This window comes from Noviherbaspirillum suwonense (assembly GCF_900182955.1).
In the GTDB taxonomy this organism is placed as follows: domain Bacteria; phylum Pseudomonadota; class Gammaproteobacteria; order Burkholderiales; family Burkholderiaceae_D; genus Noviherbaspirillum_A; species Noviherbaspirillum_A suwonense.
This window is the reverse complement of sequence record NZ_FXUL01000017.1, coordinates 55,894-72,856: the sequence shown is the minus strand read 5'-3', so window position 1 is coordinate 72,856 and position 16,963 is coordinate 55,894. Positions and strand designations below refer to the sequence as shown.

Annotated in this window: 25 protein-coding genes; 10 read left to right on the top strand and 15 right to left on the bottom strand. The window is 57.0% G+C overall.

The window, feature by feature from the left end:
* Window positions 1–66: 66 nt before the first annotated feature.
* The 14 genes from QOL82_RS19540 to QOL82_RS29295 all read right to left on the bottom strand — a co-directional run bounded on the left by QOL82_RS19540 (window position 67) and on the right by QOL82_RS29295 (window position 7,958).
* Window positions 67–459, bottom strand: a complete 393-nt coding sequence (locus QOL82_RS19540) for an HNH endonuclease (RefSeq protein WP_283443982.1) — start codon at window positions 457–459, stop codon at window positions 67–69.
* Window positions 452–763 (bottom strand): hypothetical protein, encoded by a 312-nt coding sequence (locus QOL82_RS19535; RefSeq protein WP_283443981.1) that lies wholly within the window; start codon window positions 761–763, stop codon window positions 452–454. The genes QOL82_RS19540 and QOL82_RS19535 overlap by 8 nt, the downstream gene beginning before the upstream one ends.
* A gap of 155 nt (window positions 764–918) precedes the next feature.
* Window positions 919–1,380: a hypothetical protein gene (locus QOL82_RS19530; RefSeq protein ID WP_283443980.1), complete on the bottom strand. Its 462-nt coding sequence runs from the start codon at window positions 1,378–1,380 to the stop codon at window positions 919–921.
* A gap of 564 nt (window positions 1,381–1,944) precedes the next feature.
* The gene (locus tag QOL82_RS19525) at window positions 1,945–2,370 is read right to left on the bottom strand and encodes a universal stress protein (protein WP_283443979.1); all 426 of its coding nucleotides are present in this window, start codon (window positions 2,368–2,370) and stop codon (window positions 1,945–1,947) included.
* 372 nt (window positions 2,371–2,742) lie between these two features.
* Complete coding sequence (locus tag QOL82_RS19520; RefSeq protein ID WP_283443978.1) at window positions 2,743–3,141, bottom strand: hypothetical protein; 399 nt, start codon at window positions 3,139–3,141, stop codon at window positions 2,743–2,745.
* Window positions 3,138–3,341, bottom strand: a complete 204-nt coding sequence (locus tag QOL82_RS19515; RefSeq protein WP_283443977.1) for a hypothetical protein — start codon at window positions 3,339–3,341, stop codon at window positions 3,138–3,140. Before QOL82_RS19515 ends, QOL82_RS19520 begins: the two co-directional genes overlap by 4 nt.
* 62 nt (window positions 3,342–3,403) lie before the next feature.
* Window positions 3,404–4,762 (bottom strand): replicative DNA helicase, encoded by a 1,359-nt coding sequence (locus QOL82_RS19510; RefSeq protein ID WP_283443976.1) that lies wholly within the window; start codon window positions 4,760–4,762, stop codon window positions 3,404–3,406.
* Entirely contained in the window at window positions 4,762–5,601 is an 840-nt protein-coding gene (locus QOL82_RS19505) for a replication protein (RefSeq protein ID WP_283443975.1), read from the bottom strand. The genes QOL82_RS19510 and QOL82_RS19505 overlap by 1 nt, the downstream gene beginning before the upstream one ends.
* Window positions 5,598–5,834 (bottom strand): hypothetical protein, encoded by a 237-nt coding sequence (locus QOL82_RS19500; RefSeq protein ID WP_283443974.1) that lies wholly within the window; start codon window positions 5,832–5,834, stop codon window positions 5,598–5,600. Before QOL82_RS19500 ends, QOL82_RS19505 begins: the two co-directional genes overlap by 4 nt.
* On the bottom strand, window positions 5,828–6,415 hold the full coding sequence (locus tag QOL82_RS19495; RefSeq protein WP_283443973.1) for a recombination protein NinG: 588 nt from the start codon (window positions 6,413–6,415) through the stop codon (window positions 5,828–5,830). The genes QOL82_RS19500 and QOL82_RS19495 overlap by 7 nt, the downstream gene beginning before the upstream one ends.
* Window positions 6,412–6,828 (bottom strand): recombination protein NinB, encoded by a 417-nt coding sequence (locus QOL82_RS19490; RefSeq protein ID WP_283443972.1) that lies wholly within the window; start codon window positions 6,826–6,828, stop codon window positions 6,412–6,414. Before QOL82_RS19490 ends, QOL82_RS19495 begins: the two co-directional genes overlap by 4 nt.
* Window positions 6,825–6,998, bottom strand: coding sequence for a hypothetical protein (locus tag QOL82_RS19485; RefSeq protein WP_283443971.1), 174 nt, complete (start codon window positions 6,996–6,998; stop codon window positions 6,825–6,827). The genes QOL82_RS19490 and QOL82_RS19485 overlap by 4 nt, the downstream gene beginning before the upstream one ends.
* Before the next feature lie 97 nt (window positions 6,999–7,095).
* Window positions 7,096–7,683, bottom strand: a complete 588-nt coding sequence (locus tag QOL82_RS19480; RefSeq protein WP_283443970.1) for a toxin YdaT family protein — start codon at window positions 7,681–7,683, stop codon at window positions 7,096–7,098.
* A gap of 38 nt (window positions 7,684–7,721) precedes the next feature.
* Window positions 7,722–7,958 (bottom strand): transcriptional regulator, encoded by a 237-nt coding sequence (locus QOL82_RS29295; RefSeq protein WP_430438515.1) that lies wholly within the window; start codon window positions 7,956–7,958, stop codon window positions 7,722–7,724.
* Here QOL82_RS29295 and QOL82_RS19475 point away from each other — a divergent pair.
* The 5 genes from QOL82_RS19475 (at window position 7,957) to QOL82_RS19455 (ending at window position 11,861) form a co-directional block, all read left to right on the top strand.
* On the top strand, window positions 7,957–8,421 hold the full coding sequence (locus QOL82_RS19475) for a helix-turn-helix domain-containing protein (RefSeq protein ID WP_283443969.1): 465 nt from the start codon (window positions 7,957–7,959) through the stop codon (window positions 8,419–8,421). The two genes, QOL82_RS29295 and QOL82_RS19475, sit on opposite strands and share 2 nt — an antisense overlap.
* 441 nt (window positions 8,422–8,862) lie before the next feature.
* Entirely contained in the window at window positions 8,863–9,129 is a 267-nt protein-coding gene (locus tag QOL82_RS19470; RefSeq protein WP_283443968.1) for a hypothetical protein, read from the top strand.
* Window positions 9,130–9,697: 568 nt separating this feature from the next.
* On the top strand, window positions 9,698–10,381 hold the full coding sequence (locus QOL82_RS19465) for a hypothetical protein (RefSeq protein ID WP_283443967.1): 684 nt from the start codon (window positions 9,698–9,700) through the stop codon (window positions 10,379–10,381).
* Complete coding sequence (locus QOL82_RS19460) at window positions 10,378–10,878, top strand: siphovirus Gp157 family protein (protein WP_283443966.1); 501 nt, start codon at window positions 10,378–10,380, stop codon at window positions 10,876–10,878. Before QOL82_RS19465 ends, QOL82_RS19460 begins: the two co-directional genes overlap by 4 nt.
* Before the next feature lie 119 nt (window positions 10,879–10,997).
* Window positions 10,998–11,861 carry a DNA adenine methylase gene (locus QOL82_RS19455; RefSeq protein ID WP_283443965.1) on the top strand — a complete coding sequence of 288 codons (864 nt, stop codon included), beginning with the start codon at window positions 10,998–11,000 and terminating at the stop codon, window positions 11,859–11,861.
* A 38-nt stretch (window positions 11,862–11,899) separates the two neighbouring features.
* Here QOL82_RS19455 and QOL82_RS19450 read toward each other — a convergent pair whose 3' ends face one another.
* Window positions 11,900–12,511, bottom strand: coding sequence for a DUF6680 family protein (locus QOL82_RS19450; protein WP_283443964.1), 612 nt, complete (start codon window positions 12,509–12,511; stop codon window positions 11,900–11,902).
* Between the two features lie 35 nt (window positions 12,512–12,546).
* Here QOL82_RS19450 and QOL82_RS19445 point away from each other — a divergent pair, with 35 nt between their 5' ends.
* The 5 genes from QOL82_RS19445 (at window position 12,547) to QOL82_RS19425 (ending at window position 16,912) form a co-directional block, all read left to right on the top strand.
* Window positions 12,547–12,720, top strand: coding sequence for a hypothetical protein (locus tag QOL82_RS19445; protein WP_283443963.1), 174 nt, complete (start codon window positions 12,547–12,549; stop codon window positions 12,718–12,720).
* A complete protein-coding gene (locus QOL82_RS19440; RefSeq protein ID WP_283443962.1) occupies window positions 12,717–13,283 on the top strand; it encodes a DUF6354 family protein in 567 nt (188 codons plus the stop codon). The genes QOL82_RS19445 and QOL82_RS19440 overlap by 4 nt, the downstream gene beginning before the upstream one ends.
* A 4-nt stretch (window positions 13,284–13,287) precedes the next feature.
* Complete coding sequence (locus QOL82_RS19435) at window positions 13,288–13,512, top strand: DUF4224 domain-containing protein (protein ID WP_283443961.1); 225 nt, start codon at window positions 13,288–13,290, stop codon at window positions 13,510–13,512.
* Window positions 13,509–14,606: a tyrosine-type recombinase/integrase gene (locus QOL82_RS19430; RefSeq protein WP_283443960.1), complete on the top strand. Its 1,098-nt coding sequence runs from the start codon at window positions 13,509–13,511 to the stop codon at window positions 14,604–14,606. The genes QOL82_RS19435 and QOL82_RS19430 overlap by 4 nt, the downstream gene beginning before the upstream one ends.
* A 1,310-nt stretch (window positions 14,607–15,916) precedes the next feature.
* Entirely contained in the window at window positions 15,917–16,912 is a 996-nt protein-coding gene (locus tag QOL82_RS19425) for a LysR family transcriptional regulator (RefSeq protein ID WP_283443959.1), read from the top strand.
* Window positions 16,913–16,963: the final 51 nt, after the last annotated feature.

The window sequence follows — 16,963 nt, the reverse complement described above, 5'->3', positions numbered from 1 at the left end:
GTTATTTTCCGCGCGTGGGATCACATGCGGTCTAGAGCGGGTTGCCTCCCATACTTTTTACCCACCCTACCCCTGCTGCGCTTCCTCGCGCTGCTTGTCCGCACTGTGGTGGGTGGCATACAAACTCTGCCAATTCGTCTTGTCCCAGAATAGCGTCATGTTGCCCCGATGCGGCTCGATGTGGTCGACCACGCTCGCGAATGGCAGCCTGCCTACGCCCTTGGCTGCAAGCTGGGCAAGTTGCTCGTCCGTGTCCTGCGTGGTGATGCCGTGCTCCCTCAGGCAGTACACGCAGAACGGGTGCGAGACAAGGTAGCCGGCCCGGGCCTGCTGCCACTTGTAGGTGTAGCCGCGCTGGGTGCTGCTCTGCTTGTCCGTCCTCCATGAGCCGGGCTGCATGACTGCGAGCCTGCTGCCTACCGTGGCCAGCCTGGGCTTGTGCGTCTGGAGCTTAGGCATCCTTCCTCATCCACCGCTGCCACCATGCCACCTTGCCCGGCCTCTCTACCTTCGGCCCGAACGCATCGCGGTACGCTGCGCTATCCACCTTAGCCTCGTGCTCACGCTTCAACCGCTCCAGCGTCGTGCCCCCATCGATGATCAGGCACTTGACGCCGGCCGGCAGGCTGCGGCGCATGAGCTGGACGTACTGCATGCGCTTCTCTGCGCTCAGCTTCTCCGGTACGGTGACGACTAGGGTGTCGCCTTCCTCCAGATCCAGCTTGTCGAGCCGGGCCTTGGTGTCGGTCAGTATGTCGAGCATGTGACCTCAGAATAAAAAAAGCCCGCTGACTCTTTCGAGGGCGGGCGAATCCATCACTGACGTGGTGGAGGAGACTCTGTCTTGAACTGCTGGAGCCACATAGCCCACCAGATGACCATCATGGTCGATAGATGCATATGGGTTCCAAGCACAAATTAGTCTGTCATGCGATCGTGCAAGGCAGCGAGGATCGTCCTTTTGAAGTTAGCCGTAATTTGCGATGCAAAATGCGGAGCAGGAGATGTGAACAATCCTTCTTCGGAAAGAACTCGTCCGCCCGCGTCAAACTCAAATGAATAAAACGGCTGCTTCTCTAAAAGGTATGGGTCGACTCGGTCCTCTTCGAACAGGAAAAATTTATATCTGCCGAAGACAAAGCTTTCCCTGCCCTCTCGACGAATCACCTGCGAATACTTGGCGAAAATTTTCCTGTGATGGGCGGTCACATGCATGTCCAAGCCCTTATTGAACACCCTGGCGAAACTCATTCCTTCGTCCGGCCCGCCCTTATAATCGCCATCGCCAACCATAAGATCGCAGAAAAAGTGCGCCTGACGGTCAATATCGTCGGTCCCGTTTAATACCTGCCGGACCGCTTGCATCCGATTACCGTCCATCGTGCCTCCTGATTGTGGGAGGCAGAACGATACACGATTGATGATTCCGGAATGAAAAAGCCCGCGACCTGGTGAGGTGCGGGCTTCGTGTTCTGTGTTGCGGCGACCGGAGCTAAACCCGGTCTTATTCTTTCGGCGGCATGTTGCGTCCATCCTTGCGGATATCCCCTCTTAAGAGAGCATGCCGTAATCCCGACTCTTTCAGCGCCCGAGCTAGCGCGCCGCGGGAGCCATTTTATCAATTCGTGCCGGTTACAGCGTCCGGCGTCTGTAGCGTGCGGCTTGTGGCGGCACTCGGATGGCTTCCGTCTTCCTCTGTGTAAGGCTGATTGACTCGACTAAGGGTTCGCCAGTCCCAAGCTACGCACTGCCCAATGGCCTCATCCGCGCTAAGCCCGATCTTCAGATGCAGAAAAGCCCGCTGCTCTTTCAAGGTGCGGGCTCCAGTGACAGTTATTCAGACTATCGAATTGAGGCTGATTTTAGGCCAAAGTGTCGGGGTTGCTCCAGAACTATTTTGTCGGGATTTTTCCCGACACTCTTAAAACAGATAACTTGACCTTCCTAGCGTACGATCAGAACTGGCAAAGTTGTGAGCGCAAGAACTTTTGTCGCATTCGACCCAAGGACAAGGTTGCGCAGCGCAGTGTGGCCGTGAGAACCCATGACAATCAAATCGACCGAGTGTTTTTCTGCATACTTTTGAATTTCCTCAGGGATCGCACCGATCGCATATGCCGAATGAAAAGCAATATTTTTTTCGCGCAGAACGTTTTCCGCTGGAGCTAATGCAGCTTCGCACTCGGTCTTGTAATAGTTGTCAACAGTTGCTGCACCAAGTACCGCTTTCGCACGATTAGATGTGATTGGTGGCTCGGCATGGAAAACATGAAGCTGAGACCCTGCCTGAAGAAATTCAGGCTTTGAAGCAACATATTCTGCCGCCTTGATCGTATACGTTGATCCATCTGCAGCGATGAGAATATTCATTTGTTCCTTAAGGTCATTTAAATTGGCGTAGTTCAAACTTAGAAATGCGGCAGTCAGTCGTTCCTATACTTGAGCAGACGTCCCACCATATCAAAATATTCTGTCATCGAAAACCGATGTTGGAATGAGAGTTGCTTCGTAAAAGCCGAAGTAATCATCACCGCCACGTCCTTATGTCGTGAAGTGCGTGCCTATCGGCGCACATGTTTCCATCGCAGTCATCCGTCCGCTTCTGCTGCGTTCCAGCTTTTAGAGCTTCCAATGTTGATGACCGGCTCGGGTCAATTTTCCTCCGTTCCAGCTGCAAAGAAACTGATCATTCTGTGTCGACTTGCCCATTCCTCAATTGGCGAAAAACTTTTTTAGGCGTTCTTAGTCCACTGTGTCCGGTTCAGGTGCTGAGTCTTTCTTGTGCATATAACTAAAATTTAGGGACATGCTGTAAGCCTTCCGAGCGAAACGCTTTTTCCTGTCGTAGAACGTATCGCGGTGAATACCCAGTCGGGCGGCTTCGACCTTGATGTTCTTCGCGCGGCGGCAGTAGAACACGATGAAGCATTCGGCATCGGCATAGTTCATCTCAGCCAATGCATGAATCGCCATATTGAAAAAGCTCAGGCTGGCAGACATGGCGTTGTCGATGTTGGGGCCGCTCTTACTCGGCTGCATACGGGCGAGGAGGTTCTGAGCACCAGGCTCAAGGAAATACTTCCGGGTCAGGCACCATTGGCGCCATTGCTCGCAGTAGGCGTGCAATTCTTGATCGTTCAAACTGTCGCTCCTTGGTAAAACTCGCTTAGATCCGCCCGCACCCGGCGCGCATCCGAGGCTGCGTTGTAGACGCCGACCAGGTTGTTGCCCAGGCGCGCCAGATTGTTCTCGTAGGCCTGAGACCGCTTCTTCGTGCTGGTGAGGGCGCCGCCGACCATAAAGATGGCCACGTCGCAGTCGGCGCTGTCGATCATCTCCATAGCACGCTCCAGCGCCTGGCCGAGAGGCAGGACTGGCGGGCTGAATTGTCCTTTTGCTGGCATCAGTCAAATCCTTTCGAGCGGGTTGGTGCAGCAATGGCTGCCGGACTCCATGGCGCCGCCAAGCTCTCGAACCTGGTCTGCGCGCCGATGTACGCCAGCCCGACGACGCCCGGCTCGCCCTGGCGCTGCTTGGCGGTGATGACCTCGCAGATACCCTTGTCCCGGCTGTCCGGGTTGTAGAGCTCGTCCCGGTACAGGAAGATGATGTTGGCCGCGTCCTGCTCGATCGATCCGGACAGGGCCAGGTCGGACATGATCGGCCGCTTGTTGTTGCGCTCCTCGACCTTGCGGCTCAGCTGACACAGCAGGACGATGGCGAGGTTCAGTTCCTTGGCCAGCGCCAGCAGCGCGCGGGTGTATTGCCCGATCACCTCCCAAGATTTGTCGCCGTCGCCGCCGGTGATGAAGCTCAGTTGGTCGATCACCAGCATGTCCAGGCCGGACTTGCGCTTGACCGCGCGCGCCTTGGCGCGGATCTCCATCATGTTCAGGCTGGTCTGGTCATCGATGAACAGGTTGAGCTCGCCCGCGCGCTGAAAGGCATGCGACATGCGGGTGAAGTTTTCCTTGCCCTCGGCGGTCTTGTCGGACGGCCGGCGCAGCCAGGCCAGCGGCAGCTTGCCAAGTGCGGCGATGTTCCGGTCGTTGACCTGGTCGCGGCTCATTTCCATGGACAGGAACAGGCTGGAGCCCCATTCGGCGACGTTGCGGCCGACGCACAGGCCGAAAGCCGTTTTTCCGGTTCCTGGCCGGCCGGCGACGATCGTCAGCGTGCCGCGCTCTAAGCCACCGTCGAGGCGCCGGTCCAGATCCGCGAAGCCGGTCTCGATCGGCCGGATTGTGCCGTCCATGCGCTGGTTGATCACGTCGACGTAGGAACCAAGCATGTCGACCATGCGCTGCGGCTCCTGCTTGGTCCGCTTTTGCGCCAGCGCTTCGATGCGGGCCGCCATTCGGTCGATCACTTCCTCGGCCGGCGCCGCGGAATGCTGCTGCTCGGCCATCTCGCTTGCCAGAGCACCCATGGCGCGTTTCAGCGCGCGGTCCAGCACGGTCTCGGCGTAGCGCCCGATAGTTGCGGCGCTGGGCGTGTTCTGGGCGATAGCGTTCAGGTACGGCATGCAGTCGGGGATCTGCTGGTGCAGCGCCTCGTAGATCGTGATGACGTCGGCCCGGGTGCCGCGGGAGACCTGGCGGCAGATCTCGGCGAAGATCAGCTGGTGGTCCTGGCGGTAGAAATGCGCGGCTTCTAGGTCGGGAATGCGGTCCAGTGCGTCATTGTCGAGCAGCAGTGCGCCAAGGACGCTTTGCTCGGCGTGGATCGAGTCCGCAGCCCTTGGCATATCGTTCAATTTCATTATTGTCCCCTCATTTCTTTTTCGAGTTGAATGCCGCGCGTCGTCAAGGACCAGCCACCATCCTTGCCGAACCACAGGCGGTAGTAATTTTTTCGGACGTAGTTGGAAAAGGCCTTCGGCCAGTCCCGCTGCGTTTTCTCGGTGTTGCCGGCGTGCTCGGTTTTGAATTCCAGCCAGCAGAGCCGGACGTAGTCGATCGGCAGGGCGATCTTCTCGGCATAGGTGAAGACGGAGTGGTCTTCAGGAATTGGCTTGATGCCCTGCTCTTTCGTTTCTGCAATCCAGGAATCGAAGCAATTTTCTTTGCCCCGGCGCGAAGCGCGCTTTGTCTTTTGTTGGTTGTCTTTTGGAAGGTTGTCTTTTGTGTGTCCATCTTTCGGACTATCGACCTGTCCGAGTTTCGGACTATCTGAATCCGAGTTACGGACTACTTCCTCACCTAGTCCGTAACTCGGACTAGCGGCCTGTTCAACTTGCTTTTCCTTGCGCTTTTCCTTCGGCAGCCACAGGGAATAGTCTTTCTGAATGCCGATGATGCTGCCGTACCTCCCTGGTCGCTTGGTGATGATGTTCCGGGCCTCCAGCGACTTCAGGACCTCGGTGACATGGTTGCGGGCGATGTCGCAGTATTCGCCGATCTGCGAGGCGCTCATGTCGTCCGTCTTCTTGTTGTAGCCATAGGTCTTGGCCACGATGGCGAAGGCGACAGCCATCTCGTTGCCGGAGAGGTGCGCCCGGCAGATGGCCTGGTTCAGCTCGTTGGCGACCCGAATGTATCCGTTTTCCACCTGGGGACTCCTCGGTTGGTGGTCGGCAATGCGATGGACGTTTGCGCTCATTGCTGGTGCTCCGCACAGAGTGTTTGCGAGTGAATGCGGAACAAGCCGCATAGGCGCTGCTCTTCGGCGATCGCGGCTGCGCGGTCGACCTGCTGCTGGTTCAGGCGCTCGGACTCGGCCAGGGCCTGCGCTTCAGTGGCGCAGCTGCACACTGGCGTCGGCACATCACAGCCGGGCGTCGGGTAGACGACCAGGTAGCGGCCGCCGCGCGGGATGACGGTATGGGTCAGCATTGCGATTCCTTCTGTTGCGCCAGCAGCGCCTTGGTCTTCGCCCGGTATTTCAATTTGATGGCGACGAGCTCGTCGACGGTCCACTTGCCGCCGCCCTGCTCGGCCTCCAGCGCTTCCACTTCTGCCAGTCCGATGCGGGCGATGAGGCCCAGCCGGTAATCCACGGCCCGGCCGGCGCCGTAGCGGTTGCACTGCTTCGTCTGGCCGTGGGCATTGCGTTCGTCGAAGCGCAGGTGCGGTGCGGACCCGACAGAGCGGTAATGCCCGCAGTCAAAACCTCCGCCGACAGCAGCAGATTGCAACGGCGCCGGGCAGCAGATGCAGGACTTGCCGGCGTCCCTGGTGCGGACGAATTTGTTGAACTCGACCTGGGCGGCTTTCATGTGGTCGGAGCGGGTTTTGATCGCTTCCTTGCGGCGCTGGTAGTCGGCCTTGGCCTTTTTCTCATCCGCCTTCGCCTTGGCTTCGAACAGGCAAGGCGGGCTGCAGTAGATATGCGCCATCGTGCGCTTCTCATACTGCTGGCCACATTCCTTGCAGCGGCGGAATTTTGGTTTGATGGATTGAGCGGAGCGGATCATTCGAACCTCACGCCATGCTCGGTGGCCGCGTAAGCCTCCACTTCCTGCAGATACTTGCCCATGCGCTTCAGGCTGATCTGGCCGCGCGCGATGGAACTGCGCTTGAGCACGATTTCGCCGTCCGGCATGACCAGCTCTTTCGTCGGCAGGAACTGCTTGGCCAGCTGCTCGTGCCACACGTCCTTGTCGAACTGGCGGCCAGCGACCCAGACCTGTTCGGCGATCGCCTTGACCACCACGCCAAAGTAATACTTGATTTGCTCGTCCAGGCGGTCCATTTCTTCTTCGGTCACGATCACGCGGAGGGGCGTGCCCTTGTCGACGAAGGCCGCGGCGTTAGACTTGATGAAGTTGACCATGGCGCCGGCGTCGGCCGGGCTGCGCAGGGTGAACTCGCGATAGAGGGAGTTCACGCCGCCACCCTGCCCCATGCCTGATTCGACAGCGCCACATACTCAGCGCGCCAGAGTGCAGCTGCTTCGGACTCAGCCGGATACGGGCAGGCGCAAATCGCCTGATCTTCGGCAAACGCCTGGGCGACACGCGCCTTGATGTCGGCGATCGATGCAAAGGGCTCGGTCATCACAGGACTCCCCACCAGTAAAGAAGCGATGAAGCGGCAGCACAGGCTGCGCTGACAATGGCGCTGGCAATGAAGATGGCGGCCATGGCGGGACGGTTCATGCGGACCTCACGGTTCTCAGGGCAGCAGCATGGCCGCGCTTGGCGCGCACCTCGGCAAGCGCCTTCTGCCCGATCTCTACTTCTTCCGCCAGTTCGCGTTCCACGCGATGCAGGCCAGCTTCAGTCGGGTTGGCGGCATACTCAGCCATGGCCTGATTTGCTTCGGCCGTTTCCTTCATGTTCTGGCAAAGCAGCGTGGTCACATCCAGTGAGTCGTTTTCCACTTTTTCCAGGCCGCGAACGCAGAAGCCAATCGGGCGCAGCAGCTCGTTAAGCCAGGACATCGCTAGGTCGCGCGGCATGGCGCGCAGCACCGCCGGCAGGAAATTCACGCTGAGCAGGTTGGTGTCCTTCTCGCGGTCATCGAACCAGCGGAACACCTTGGTGCAGTTCGTCGCCAGCTGCTTGAAGATGTCGCCAGAGTGAGAGAAGGTAATGCGGGTGCGCGCTGGGCCGCCCATTTCTTCGTGCGCCGCGACGATATTTGCCGCAATCGTCTGATTCGACGCATCGGTGCGCTTGCTCCACACTTCCAGGTAGTCGCGGAGGAGACCAATCGGGGATTTTTGTAAATCGATTTGCATGCTTTGTTGTCTCTTTTGAACTATTATTTTTTCAACGGTTACTTGCGAGCTTTTGTCAGCGGAGCAGAGCAAAAATCCGCTGGTAGGAGGTCGAAGCGAGACACCCGGCCGCGCACTGCCTGCTCAATCGCAACGCAACGCTCGACCGGGGGGTGCCCGGATTTAAGCCACTTGTAGACGGCTTGTTGGGTCACGCCGCACGACTTGGCGAGGTTGGCAGTGCCTCCGGCGAGGCCCACTGCCTTTTCGATCGGGGAGAGAGTTTTGGTGTCCATGTCGTCTATTAAACCACAGGTTGAATCTCGATTCAACTGGAGCTTGGTTGAATCTTTCGATAATTCAACCGACTATGCCGGCATGAGTTCACATGTTGGCAAAACGATAGCAATGCGTCTAAAAGCGTTGCAAAAAGGTCAGAGCTGGCTCGCCGAAAAGGCGGGCGTATCCGTCAACGCTGTGTCGAAGTGGACGATCAGCGGGAAGATTTCTCGCGAGAAAGCGGTGATCGTTGCGGAAGCACTCGGTTTAACAATGGATCAGCTATTCGGCCGCGATATGGTGCCGGCTGCTGAGGAAGCGATGGATACCGCGCTTGAGCGCGTCAATGAGAAAGAGGCGGAACTGTTGCAGCTGTTCCGCCGCTGCAGCGTGGATGGGCAAAACATGATTCTGGCCGCAGCCAGGGTGGCGCCAAGGCAGGCGCTATTTACGCCGCTCCGTATTGGAGACAAGTCGTAGCGCTGGAGCATGCGCCCGAGGGAACATCTCCCCGTATTCTTTCGCCAGTGACCCCAGCATCTCCTGGGCCTGAGGCGTCATGCTTCGATAATTCTTAAGCAAGTTTGCCTCAAAGGCATCCAGTACCACCTGGGCTTGCCTCACTTCTGGTCTCGCCGGTTCCTTGCTGTAAGCCATCTCATCCTTTCTGTCCATCGCCCAAATGCGAGTCTGCGGAACGCATTTTATTTTACATTTCTGTTTGGTAACGCCCGATTGAAAGACTTTTGAAGCATCCGCGCATCACTTTCCTGATAGTACCTGAAAATAAGTACTGTATATATGCTCAGTATTAACTACCTAGTTGAATTAATATTCAACCTAAGGTTGACTAAGTAATTCAACTCATGGTTTAATGTTCTTCATGCACTGCCCCGCGGCAGGCGATTAATGGAGGATGGGATGCCAAGTCTCGAAGAAATAAAAAACGATAAAGAACGGGTGCGGCTGCAGAAAGAATCTGTAGCGCAAGCGGCCGGAGGTCAAGCTTTTCCGGTGGTTTTCGGCAATTCGCTTTTCGTCGGAATCACCAGACGCGATTACTTTGCAGCGAAGGCAATGCAGGCCGCCGCCACGAACCCGACGGGCGCAGACGGCTTCACTTTCGAAGAGCGGGCCAAGTGGGCCTATGCCCAAGCCGACGCAATGATTGCGGAGGGCGACAAGTGAGCGCCCTCGTCTACACCCCCGTTCAAGTGGCCGATTCCGAGAAGGCCAAAAGCATCGCCCGTGAAATGCTAGTCGACCCAAAGACATGCATCGACGGCGAAGCGCGAGTTCTGCTGTACGCCTGGGCCTACAACTTGTGCTCGATCTCGGAGCCAGCTTAACGATTTATTCGCGCGTTTTTACATAGAAAACGCAGGCGAGCGTCCGGGGCTTAGTACCGGGGTGATTCCGAGACACCTGATAACGGATGGCAGCCGGGAAAGAGCGGCGATTAATTCAGGAGGCGATATGAAGCCACACCAGCAATCAGAACACCAAGTTGGATACCGGGCGCCGCGCGCCACCGAAGTCTCCAGCCGCTTAGCGTGGGGCTCCCTCGCGCTCGTGATAGCGCTGGTATTTCTGCTGAATATGTTTCCGGACCCGGCGCCGACCAGCTGCGCGGCGCCGGCGCAGGTCGCGAGTCAGAAGTAAGCCATGGGCCGCAGCGCAGACTGGCAGCAGGAACAGCAGGACATGGCCGAATGCCTGGAATGGCACGAAGAACAACGCAGCAAGGAGAAGCAGCATGTCAGAAGTGAAAAAGACGGGACTGGAACTAATGCGGAGCCCCTTCCCCGCCAACCAGGTCAGCACCATGTGCCGCAGCACGAAGAAGGACAACCAAAAGGGAAAATGCCCGAAGTGCGGCGGCTGGCACGGTCTGCCGGCTATCCAGCTTGATTACGTCGGTCACGCCGCCCTGACCGATCGTCTGCTGGCATCCGACCCGAACTGGACGTGGGAGCCTGCTGGCATCGACGCCAACGGCCTGCCGATCATCGACAAGGACGGCGGCATGTGGATCAAGCTGACCGTGTGCGGCGTGACTCGCTGGGGCTACGGCGACGCCCAGGGCAAGACCGGCGGCGACGCCATGAAGGAACGCATCGGCGACGCGTTGCGCAATGCCGCGATGCGCTTCGGCGCCGCACTCGACCTGTGGCACAAGGGCGATCTGCACGTGGACGAGGAGCCCCCTGAAGCGCCGCCCGCGCCGGCCGGCATGTCGGAAAGCACCCTTGCCGACTTCCTGGCATCGATCGACAGCGCCAGCACGCTGGCAACGCTGAAGACGGCGTACACGAAAGCGAAGACAGCCGCCGAAGCGCTGAATGACCGCGACGCTTACAAGACGCTGACCACCGCCACGAACGCACGCAAGGCTGCGCTCGAAGCTGCTGCACAACCAGCCTACGCGGAACAAGCATGAGCATCGCACTCTACGAAATCGCCCACGACTACAAACGCATGGTCGAGGCGCTGATGTCCACCCAGGACGACGCCCAGGCCATCGCTGACACGATCGAAGCCGAGAGCTATCCGCTGGAGGTAAAAGCGCAGAACGTCGCCTATGCGATCCGCAACCTGGAGGCCAGCGCGGCCGCTATCAAGGATGCCGAGGCGCAGATGGCAGCCCGGCGCAAGGCGATCGAGAACCGCGCAACGCACATCCGTGAGTACCTGAAGACCTGCATGGAAATCGCCGGCATCACGAAAATTGAATGCCCGCATTTCGCGATCTCGATCCAGAACAATCCGCCCGGCGTCGACGTGTTCGAGCCCGGCCTGGTGCCAGCGGAATTCATGACGGTGCCAGTTGCCCCGCCGCCGGCGCCAGACAAGAAAGCCATCGCCGAGGCAATCAAAGCGGGCCGGGAAGTTCCTGGCGCCATGCAAGTGCGCGGCAAACGGCTGGTCATCAAGTAGCACCGAATCCCTACCAAGGGCTAATGGCACAGGGTACAGGCAGTCCCTGCATATTCGCGAGCGCAGCGGCCAAGGCGTCGCCGGATGAGAGGCCGGACTAATTCTGAATGGAGCAATGCATGACCGAAATCACCCGTCCAGTTCTGCGCTACCACGGCGGTAAGTTTCGCCTGGCGCCCTGGATCCTGTCTTTCTTTCCGGAGCATGCCGTGTACGTCGAACCGTTCGGCGGCGCCGCCTCGGTACTGCTCCAGAAAAAGCCGTGTGGAGCAGAGTGCTACAACGACCTGGACGGCTCGATCGTGAACCTGTTTCGAATTCTTCGAGACCCAGAACGCGCGATCGAGCTAAAGCGCCGCGTCGAACTGACGCCTTTCGCCCGGGAGGAGTTTGACTGGGCCTATGAACCAGCGGTCGACGACATGGATGCGGCCCACAAGATCATCGTCAAGTCGTTCATGGGCCATGGCAGCGACTCCGCGACCAGGTCGTGCCGTACCGGCTTTCGATCAAAGTTGACCGACGGCCGCGTGCTTCCATCCATGGAGTACTCCACCTGGCCGGATGCAATCCCGACTTTCACGCGACGGCTGCGCAGCGTCGTAGTCGAAAACCGTGACGCGATCGAAGTCATGCAGCGGATGGATTCGCCGAACACGCTTTTCTATGCGGATCCGCCTTATTGCCACAGCTCGAGGTCTTCGCTGCAGGGGCGGTCAAGCAAAACGCACGGGTACCGGCATGAGCTGAGCGACGACGACCACCGGCGACTGGCCGGAGTACTCCACGGCTTGCAAGGAATGGTCGTGCTTTCCGGCTACCCAACCGAGCTTTACGACAACGATCTGTTCGCCGATTGGGAACGGCATGAGCGTCGCGCAGTAGCTGACGGCGCCCGGATCCGCACCGAAGTAGTTTGGCTCAACAAGGCCTGCGCCGATCGGCTCGCGCTGCAGCGCTCACAGCAAAGGATGTTCGCATGATCACAGATTTGCTCACCAAGGCTAAGCCCTTTGGATTTCTACCCCACACTTTGCCCTTGGTCTCCGTTTGCGCTGGCGCCGCCAGGGAAACTGACAACATCCATTTTTATAGTGGAGGCGCCATTGAGCACCTTCGAAAGACCAGAACGAATGGCGTTATTTTCCGCATCGATTGTGCCGTGAGCGTTTGGGCTATAAATATTTCTGCGCAACTCAACCGGGTCGAAGTCGTAGTTCTGCGCGATTGCGATGCTGGAAAGCAAAGCATTGAATTTTTCATATCTCGATTCAATAAGTCTTTCCGACTGGGATTCAGTCCAGCCGGTGTTATCGATTTCAAGCGAATCGAAATAATCGCGCCATCGCCGCCGCACTTCTTTCTCAGCAGCAGATTGCCAATGGAAGCTAAAGACACGAACACCATAGAAGGCAATATCAATCATGTTCAAGGCTTGGACGTGCTCCGCAGAAAGTCGCGCCCCTCTTGTCGCCATCAGACGGCGAAAAACACTTTCTTTCATGTCGCGCTTAGAGCGGCCGGCCTCAACCAATTTCTGAACTTGTACAGCCAGAATCGGGCCAACAAGTGTAGCGAAAATGGTAAGCCACTCCCCGGTCCTAATGCCTTGCTCAACTACTTCCGCTGCCATTTCTCGTCTCCAATGTTGTTTGGAGGAATCGTAGCATGAACGCCCAAGACAGCCGCTTAACCTGCGAGCACTGCCACGGCACCGGCTACATCACCACCGCCCTCAGCAAGCTGCCCTGCCTCACCTGCAGCACGTCGGAATTTGTCAGCACTGGTCAGGACCAGTCAAAAGTCAGCAACCATCAGGAAATGTCAGGAGAACAGGGATGAGCGAAATACCGAAGGGCTGGAAGCTGGTGCCGGAAGACCCCGACCAAGCCATGTGTCAGGCTGCACAGTGGAAGCTGCGGGAATGGCCGAAGTTTCCCTTCCGTGTCGTGCCAGCTTACAAGGCCATGCTTGCCGCCGCACCCGCCCAGCCAGAAACGTGGAAGGTTCTCCCCTCCCCGGTCCGCGTCACTGGTGAAATGCTGCATCAGGCTTTCCCAGAAATCCCGGGCGAGCCATGGCCGCTGACAGGCGTCCGCAAGGTGGTATGGGAGCGGTTTGCGGAGCGAGTTAATGCGCGGCTGGCGGCGCCGACTGGTGGGATTCATCCGGTCACGAAAGACGGCACGGAAGTTAAAGTCGGGCAGGTATGGCAGGACATGGACCCCCGTATGGACGGACGCCAGCGCCGCATCTATGCCATTGAGGGCGAGAAGGTCGTCATGGGCCGCGTTGACCGGGATACAGGCGGGAAAACGAAGGTGTCTATCTCCAGGCTGCGCCCTGTCAGCGGCGGCTGGAAGTTGGTGCCGACTGGTGAGCCTATACAGGAAGCAAAGGAATAACGAAGTGAATCCATACCTGACCGCCGGCGAATTGGCCGGGCTCATCGGCTGCCGCCCGAACAGCTTTTCATGCATGCGGCGTTGGCTGACGAAGAACGAATGGCCGTTTTCCGTGACCATCACCGGCTTTCCCAGTGTGAGCCGGGCCTATCACGACTCGCGCATGCAGGGCCAACTGGTGCCGGCCGGCCAGGCTGAGTATGAGCCGAACATGGCGGCATTCTCGTGATCGGCCGTCGTGAGTCCCCGGACGGCCTCCCTTTTCGACTGTACGAGCGCAAGGGCAAATTCAAGGTCAGCTACGGCTATAAGCTGCCCAGCGGAAAATGGGCCTTCCGCCTGAGCGCGGCGGCGAACAATGCGGCGGCCGTCGCCGAGATCCGGCGGGACGCCATCCTCCGCGCCGAGGTCCTCAACGGAAATGCAGTCCAGGCCGGCACCACGGCGGATCTGATCGAGCGTTACTTTGTCTGGCAGGAATCCATGCCGGCGGATAGCGAGATGCGCAAGGCGACGATCACGCTGAAGGAGAACAAGGTGGAGTCGGCCTGGCTGACCCGGGTGTTCGGCGCCATGCCGCCGGAAGCGATCAAGCCACGGCACATCTATGCCTACCTGACCAACCGGGCCGCCAAGGGCGCGCCGGCGAAGGCGAACAAGGAAATCGCGCTCCTGTCTGCGGTACTGGAATACGGGCGCCGCATGGGCGAGCTGGAGACCAATCCTTGCCGCGGCATCAAATACAACAAGACCCGGCCACGCCAGAAATACGTGGAGGCCGCGGACCTCGAGCTGGCGCTGAAGATTGCCCGCGAGCGCGGCGGCAGCTATTTGGTGATGGCGCTCTGTTTGTATACAGCGTACCTGACTGTGAGCCGGCCTACCGAGATGCGCGCCCTGACCCGGCAGAACATCAAGCCGGAAGGAATCGAGGTCGCCGTCGGTAAACGCAAGAAGGGCCAGGCGCAGCGGAACAAACTGATCGAGTGGTCGCCGGCGCTGCGGGCATCGATCGACGAGGCCATTCAGCTGCACCGGACGAGCAGCGTCTATATTTTCGGCAACGTCCATGGCCAGGTGTACACCCGAAGCGGCTGGAATACGATCTGGACCCGGCTCATGAAGTATTGCGAGAAGCACGCCGAGGAAAATGGGCTCGACTTCACCCGCTTCACGTTGGCGGATATGCGACCCAGCGCGGTGACCGACCGGATGGAAGGCGGCGACGCAAACATCATCGACGCCACCGGTCACAGTGACGGTCGGATGGTCGCGAAGGTCTACGATCGGCGCAAAACGAAGACCGCAAAGGCCACAAAATAGGCTCGATATTTTTGGAAGATAGCGAGAATTAGTCCGGTTTCTCCGGGCTTGTCGTAAATTCCATGTTCCAAAGAATCGGCCTAACCCTTTGATTTATATTGCAGTATGGACAGGATTGTGATTCCTGTTGTCGTGGGTTCGAGCCCCATCGGCCACCCCAAAAGATTGAAACAAAAAGCCTAGTTCAAAAGACTGGGCTTTTTGTTTTGTGCGGCTGCCTGCGCCAAGGCACTTGCATCGACGCCGCCTTTCCCGCTTACGCCATCCCACGCTCCGCGAACTCCGATCTCGGGCAACGTCGCCCTACGGCGTCTCCTTCCTCCGATTACCGATCTTCCACCTGTAATCGTATTGAACCCGCTGTCGCAGTTCTTGCAGCCAATAAATAGTTATTGAACTGCATCTATTTACCCAATTTTCTGAAATCCAGGGCGATCAATTACTTGTGCAATCTTTTTAACTCGACCATAAAAGAAATTCTCGCTCGAGCGTAAATATATTATTCGATTCGAAAAAATTCTTGATATTTTAAATAACAAATCATGATCACAATCTTTTCCATGGACCAAATTAGTTATTAAATCCGGCAAATGGAATTTACCGCCACAACCATGATCCACACTCACATATCCTGTCGTTGTCAATATTTTCTGAACAACCTAAAGTATCTATTCAATCAAACTTTTCCCTAGAAACTTGGACGATTAATAGATAAATTAAATATAACTAGAGGCAATATTCATCTGTCAGCAAAGACGCAAGAGCAAAATTACCGAATTGTGACCTAAACGACACAGACACCGATTCAGTCAATAGCCTTCATTGTTTTTTTGTCATGAAGTTAATAGACTGGGCTAAAATTTCGTAATCGTGCTTAAGCCACAGCATTCGGTAATTTAATGAGGGCAGCAATTTAACCTACTGATGATCAAGGAATGCTTGCAGGATTTAGCAGCGACCCAAGATGCCAGATGCTGAAGTTGATTGTCGGTTTCAAGCATGACGAGAGCAATTTCCACTCTGCATGATAACGTCGGGAATCTACTGTTGGCACACGATCAAGCCTTTTTTCATTCTCACGTTGAACTTAACTACCAAATGCGATGTTCGCAGTTAAAAATCGGCAGTCACCAAGGCACCGCAGCTGAGCGCTATCTGGCAGGAATAAAATTCACGCTTTTTCGTTTAATTCTTTAATCTTTATTAAAATTGGCATTTTGAATTTCCGAAAGACTGATCTTACATCCAGATCAGATAGATCGAATTCCTTTGAAGCGCTACTGTAACCGACACTAACCAGGAATTAGAAAATGGAAATGGCACCAAAGGGAGTGGATGGTAACGACATAGATGACACGTCGAACCGTGGAGACAGCAGCAGCCCGAAAGCCTATCTGCAGGCGCCGGTAACCACCTTAAAGCAATGGGTATTTTTTCATGCAGTGGTCGAATGCGGCAGTTTTGCGGCGGCGGCCGAGTCGCTGGAAGTGAGTCAGCCGACGATCAGCTACACGATTGCCCGCCTGGAAGAAATACTGGATGTCGCTCTGTTGAGGCTGGATGGCCGCAAATCGCAGCTGACTGACGCTGGGCGCGAACTGCTCAAGCGTTCCCGTTTCCTTCTGTCCGAAGCGGCGGCACTGGAGAAACTCGCGCGCGTCGTGCGCGACGGCGTCAAGCCGGAAATCAGGCTGGCAGTTGTGCACGGTTTCCCGACACGGCTCCTGATTCCCGCGCTGCGCCGTTTCAGTTCGCAGCACGGCAATGCGCAAGTGCGGTTGACCGAAGCATCTGCGGCGGAAATCCGGAGAATGCTGCATAACGACGAGGCCGACATCACGATCAGCAACGTGGTGCCGCAAGGCTTTCTTGGCAATGTGCTTACGCAAATTGAATATGTGCCCGTTGCGCATCCGGCCCATCCGCTATTTAGACTGGACAGGGAACTGGGTGCGGATGACTTGAATGGCGAGATCCAGATCATCTCCCCTGCCGAGCATATGGTGCATAACGTCGACCTGGCTGGATCGCTTCCGACTGCGCAAAAACACTGGTACGTCAGCAATTTCGAAACGGCAATCTCGGCAATCTGCGAAGGGATAGGTTATGGCTGGGTTGCGATAAACCGCATCAGCGATTCCCTGAAAAACGGCAAACTGAAAATTCTTCCGCTGCAACCGAATTCGACGTATATACAAAAATTTTTCCTGATACGCGCGAATCATTCGGGCCAGAGTAACGACACGGATGAGTTGACCAAGCTTTTGCACGAAGCTGCGGAATCAGCAGGCGGGGAAAAAATATAAACGTATCGCAACACCCTACAGCAAGGACATCCCATGCGATGCTAAACGGCT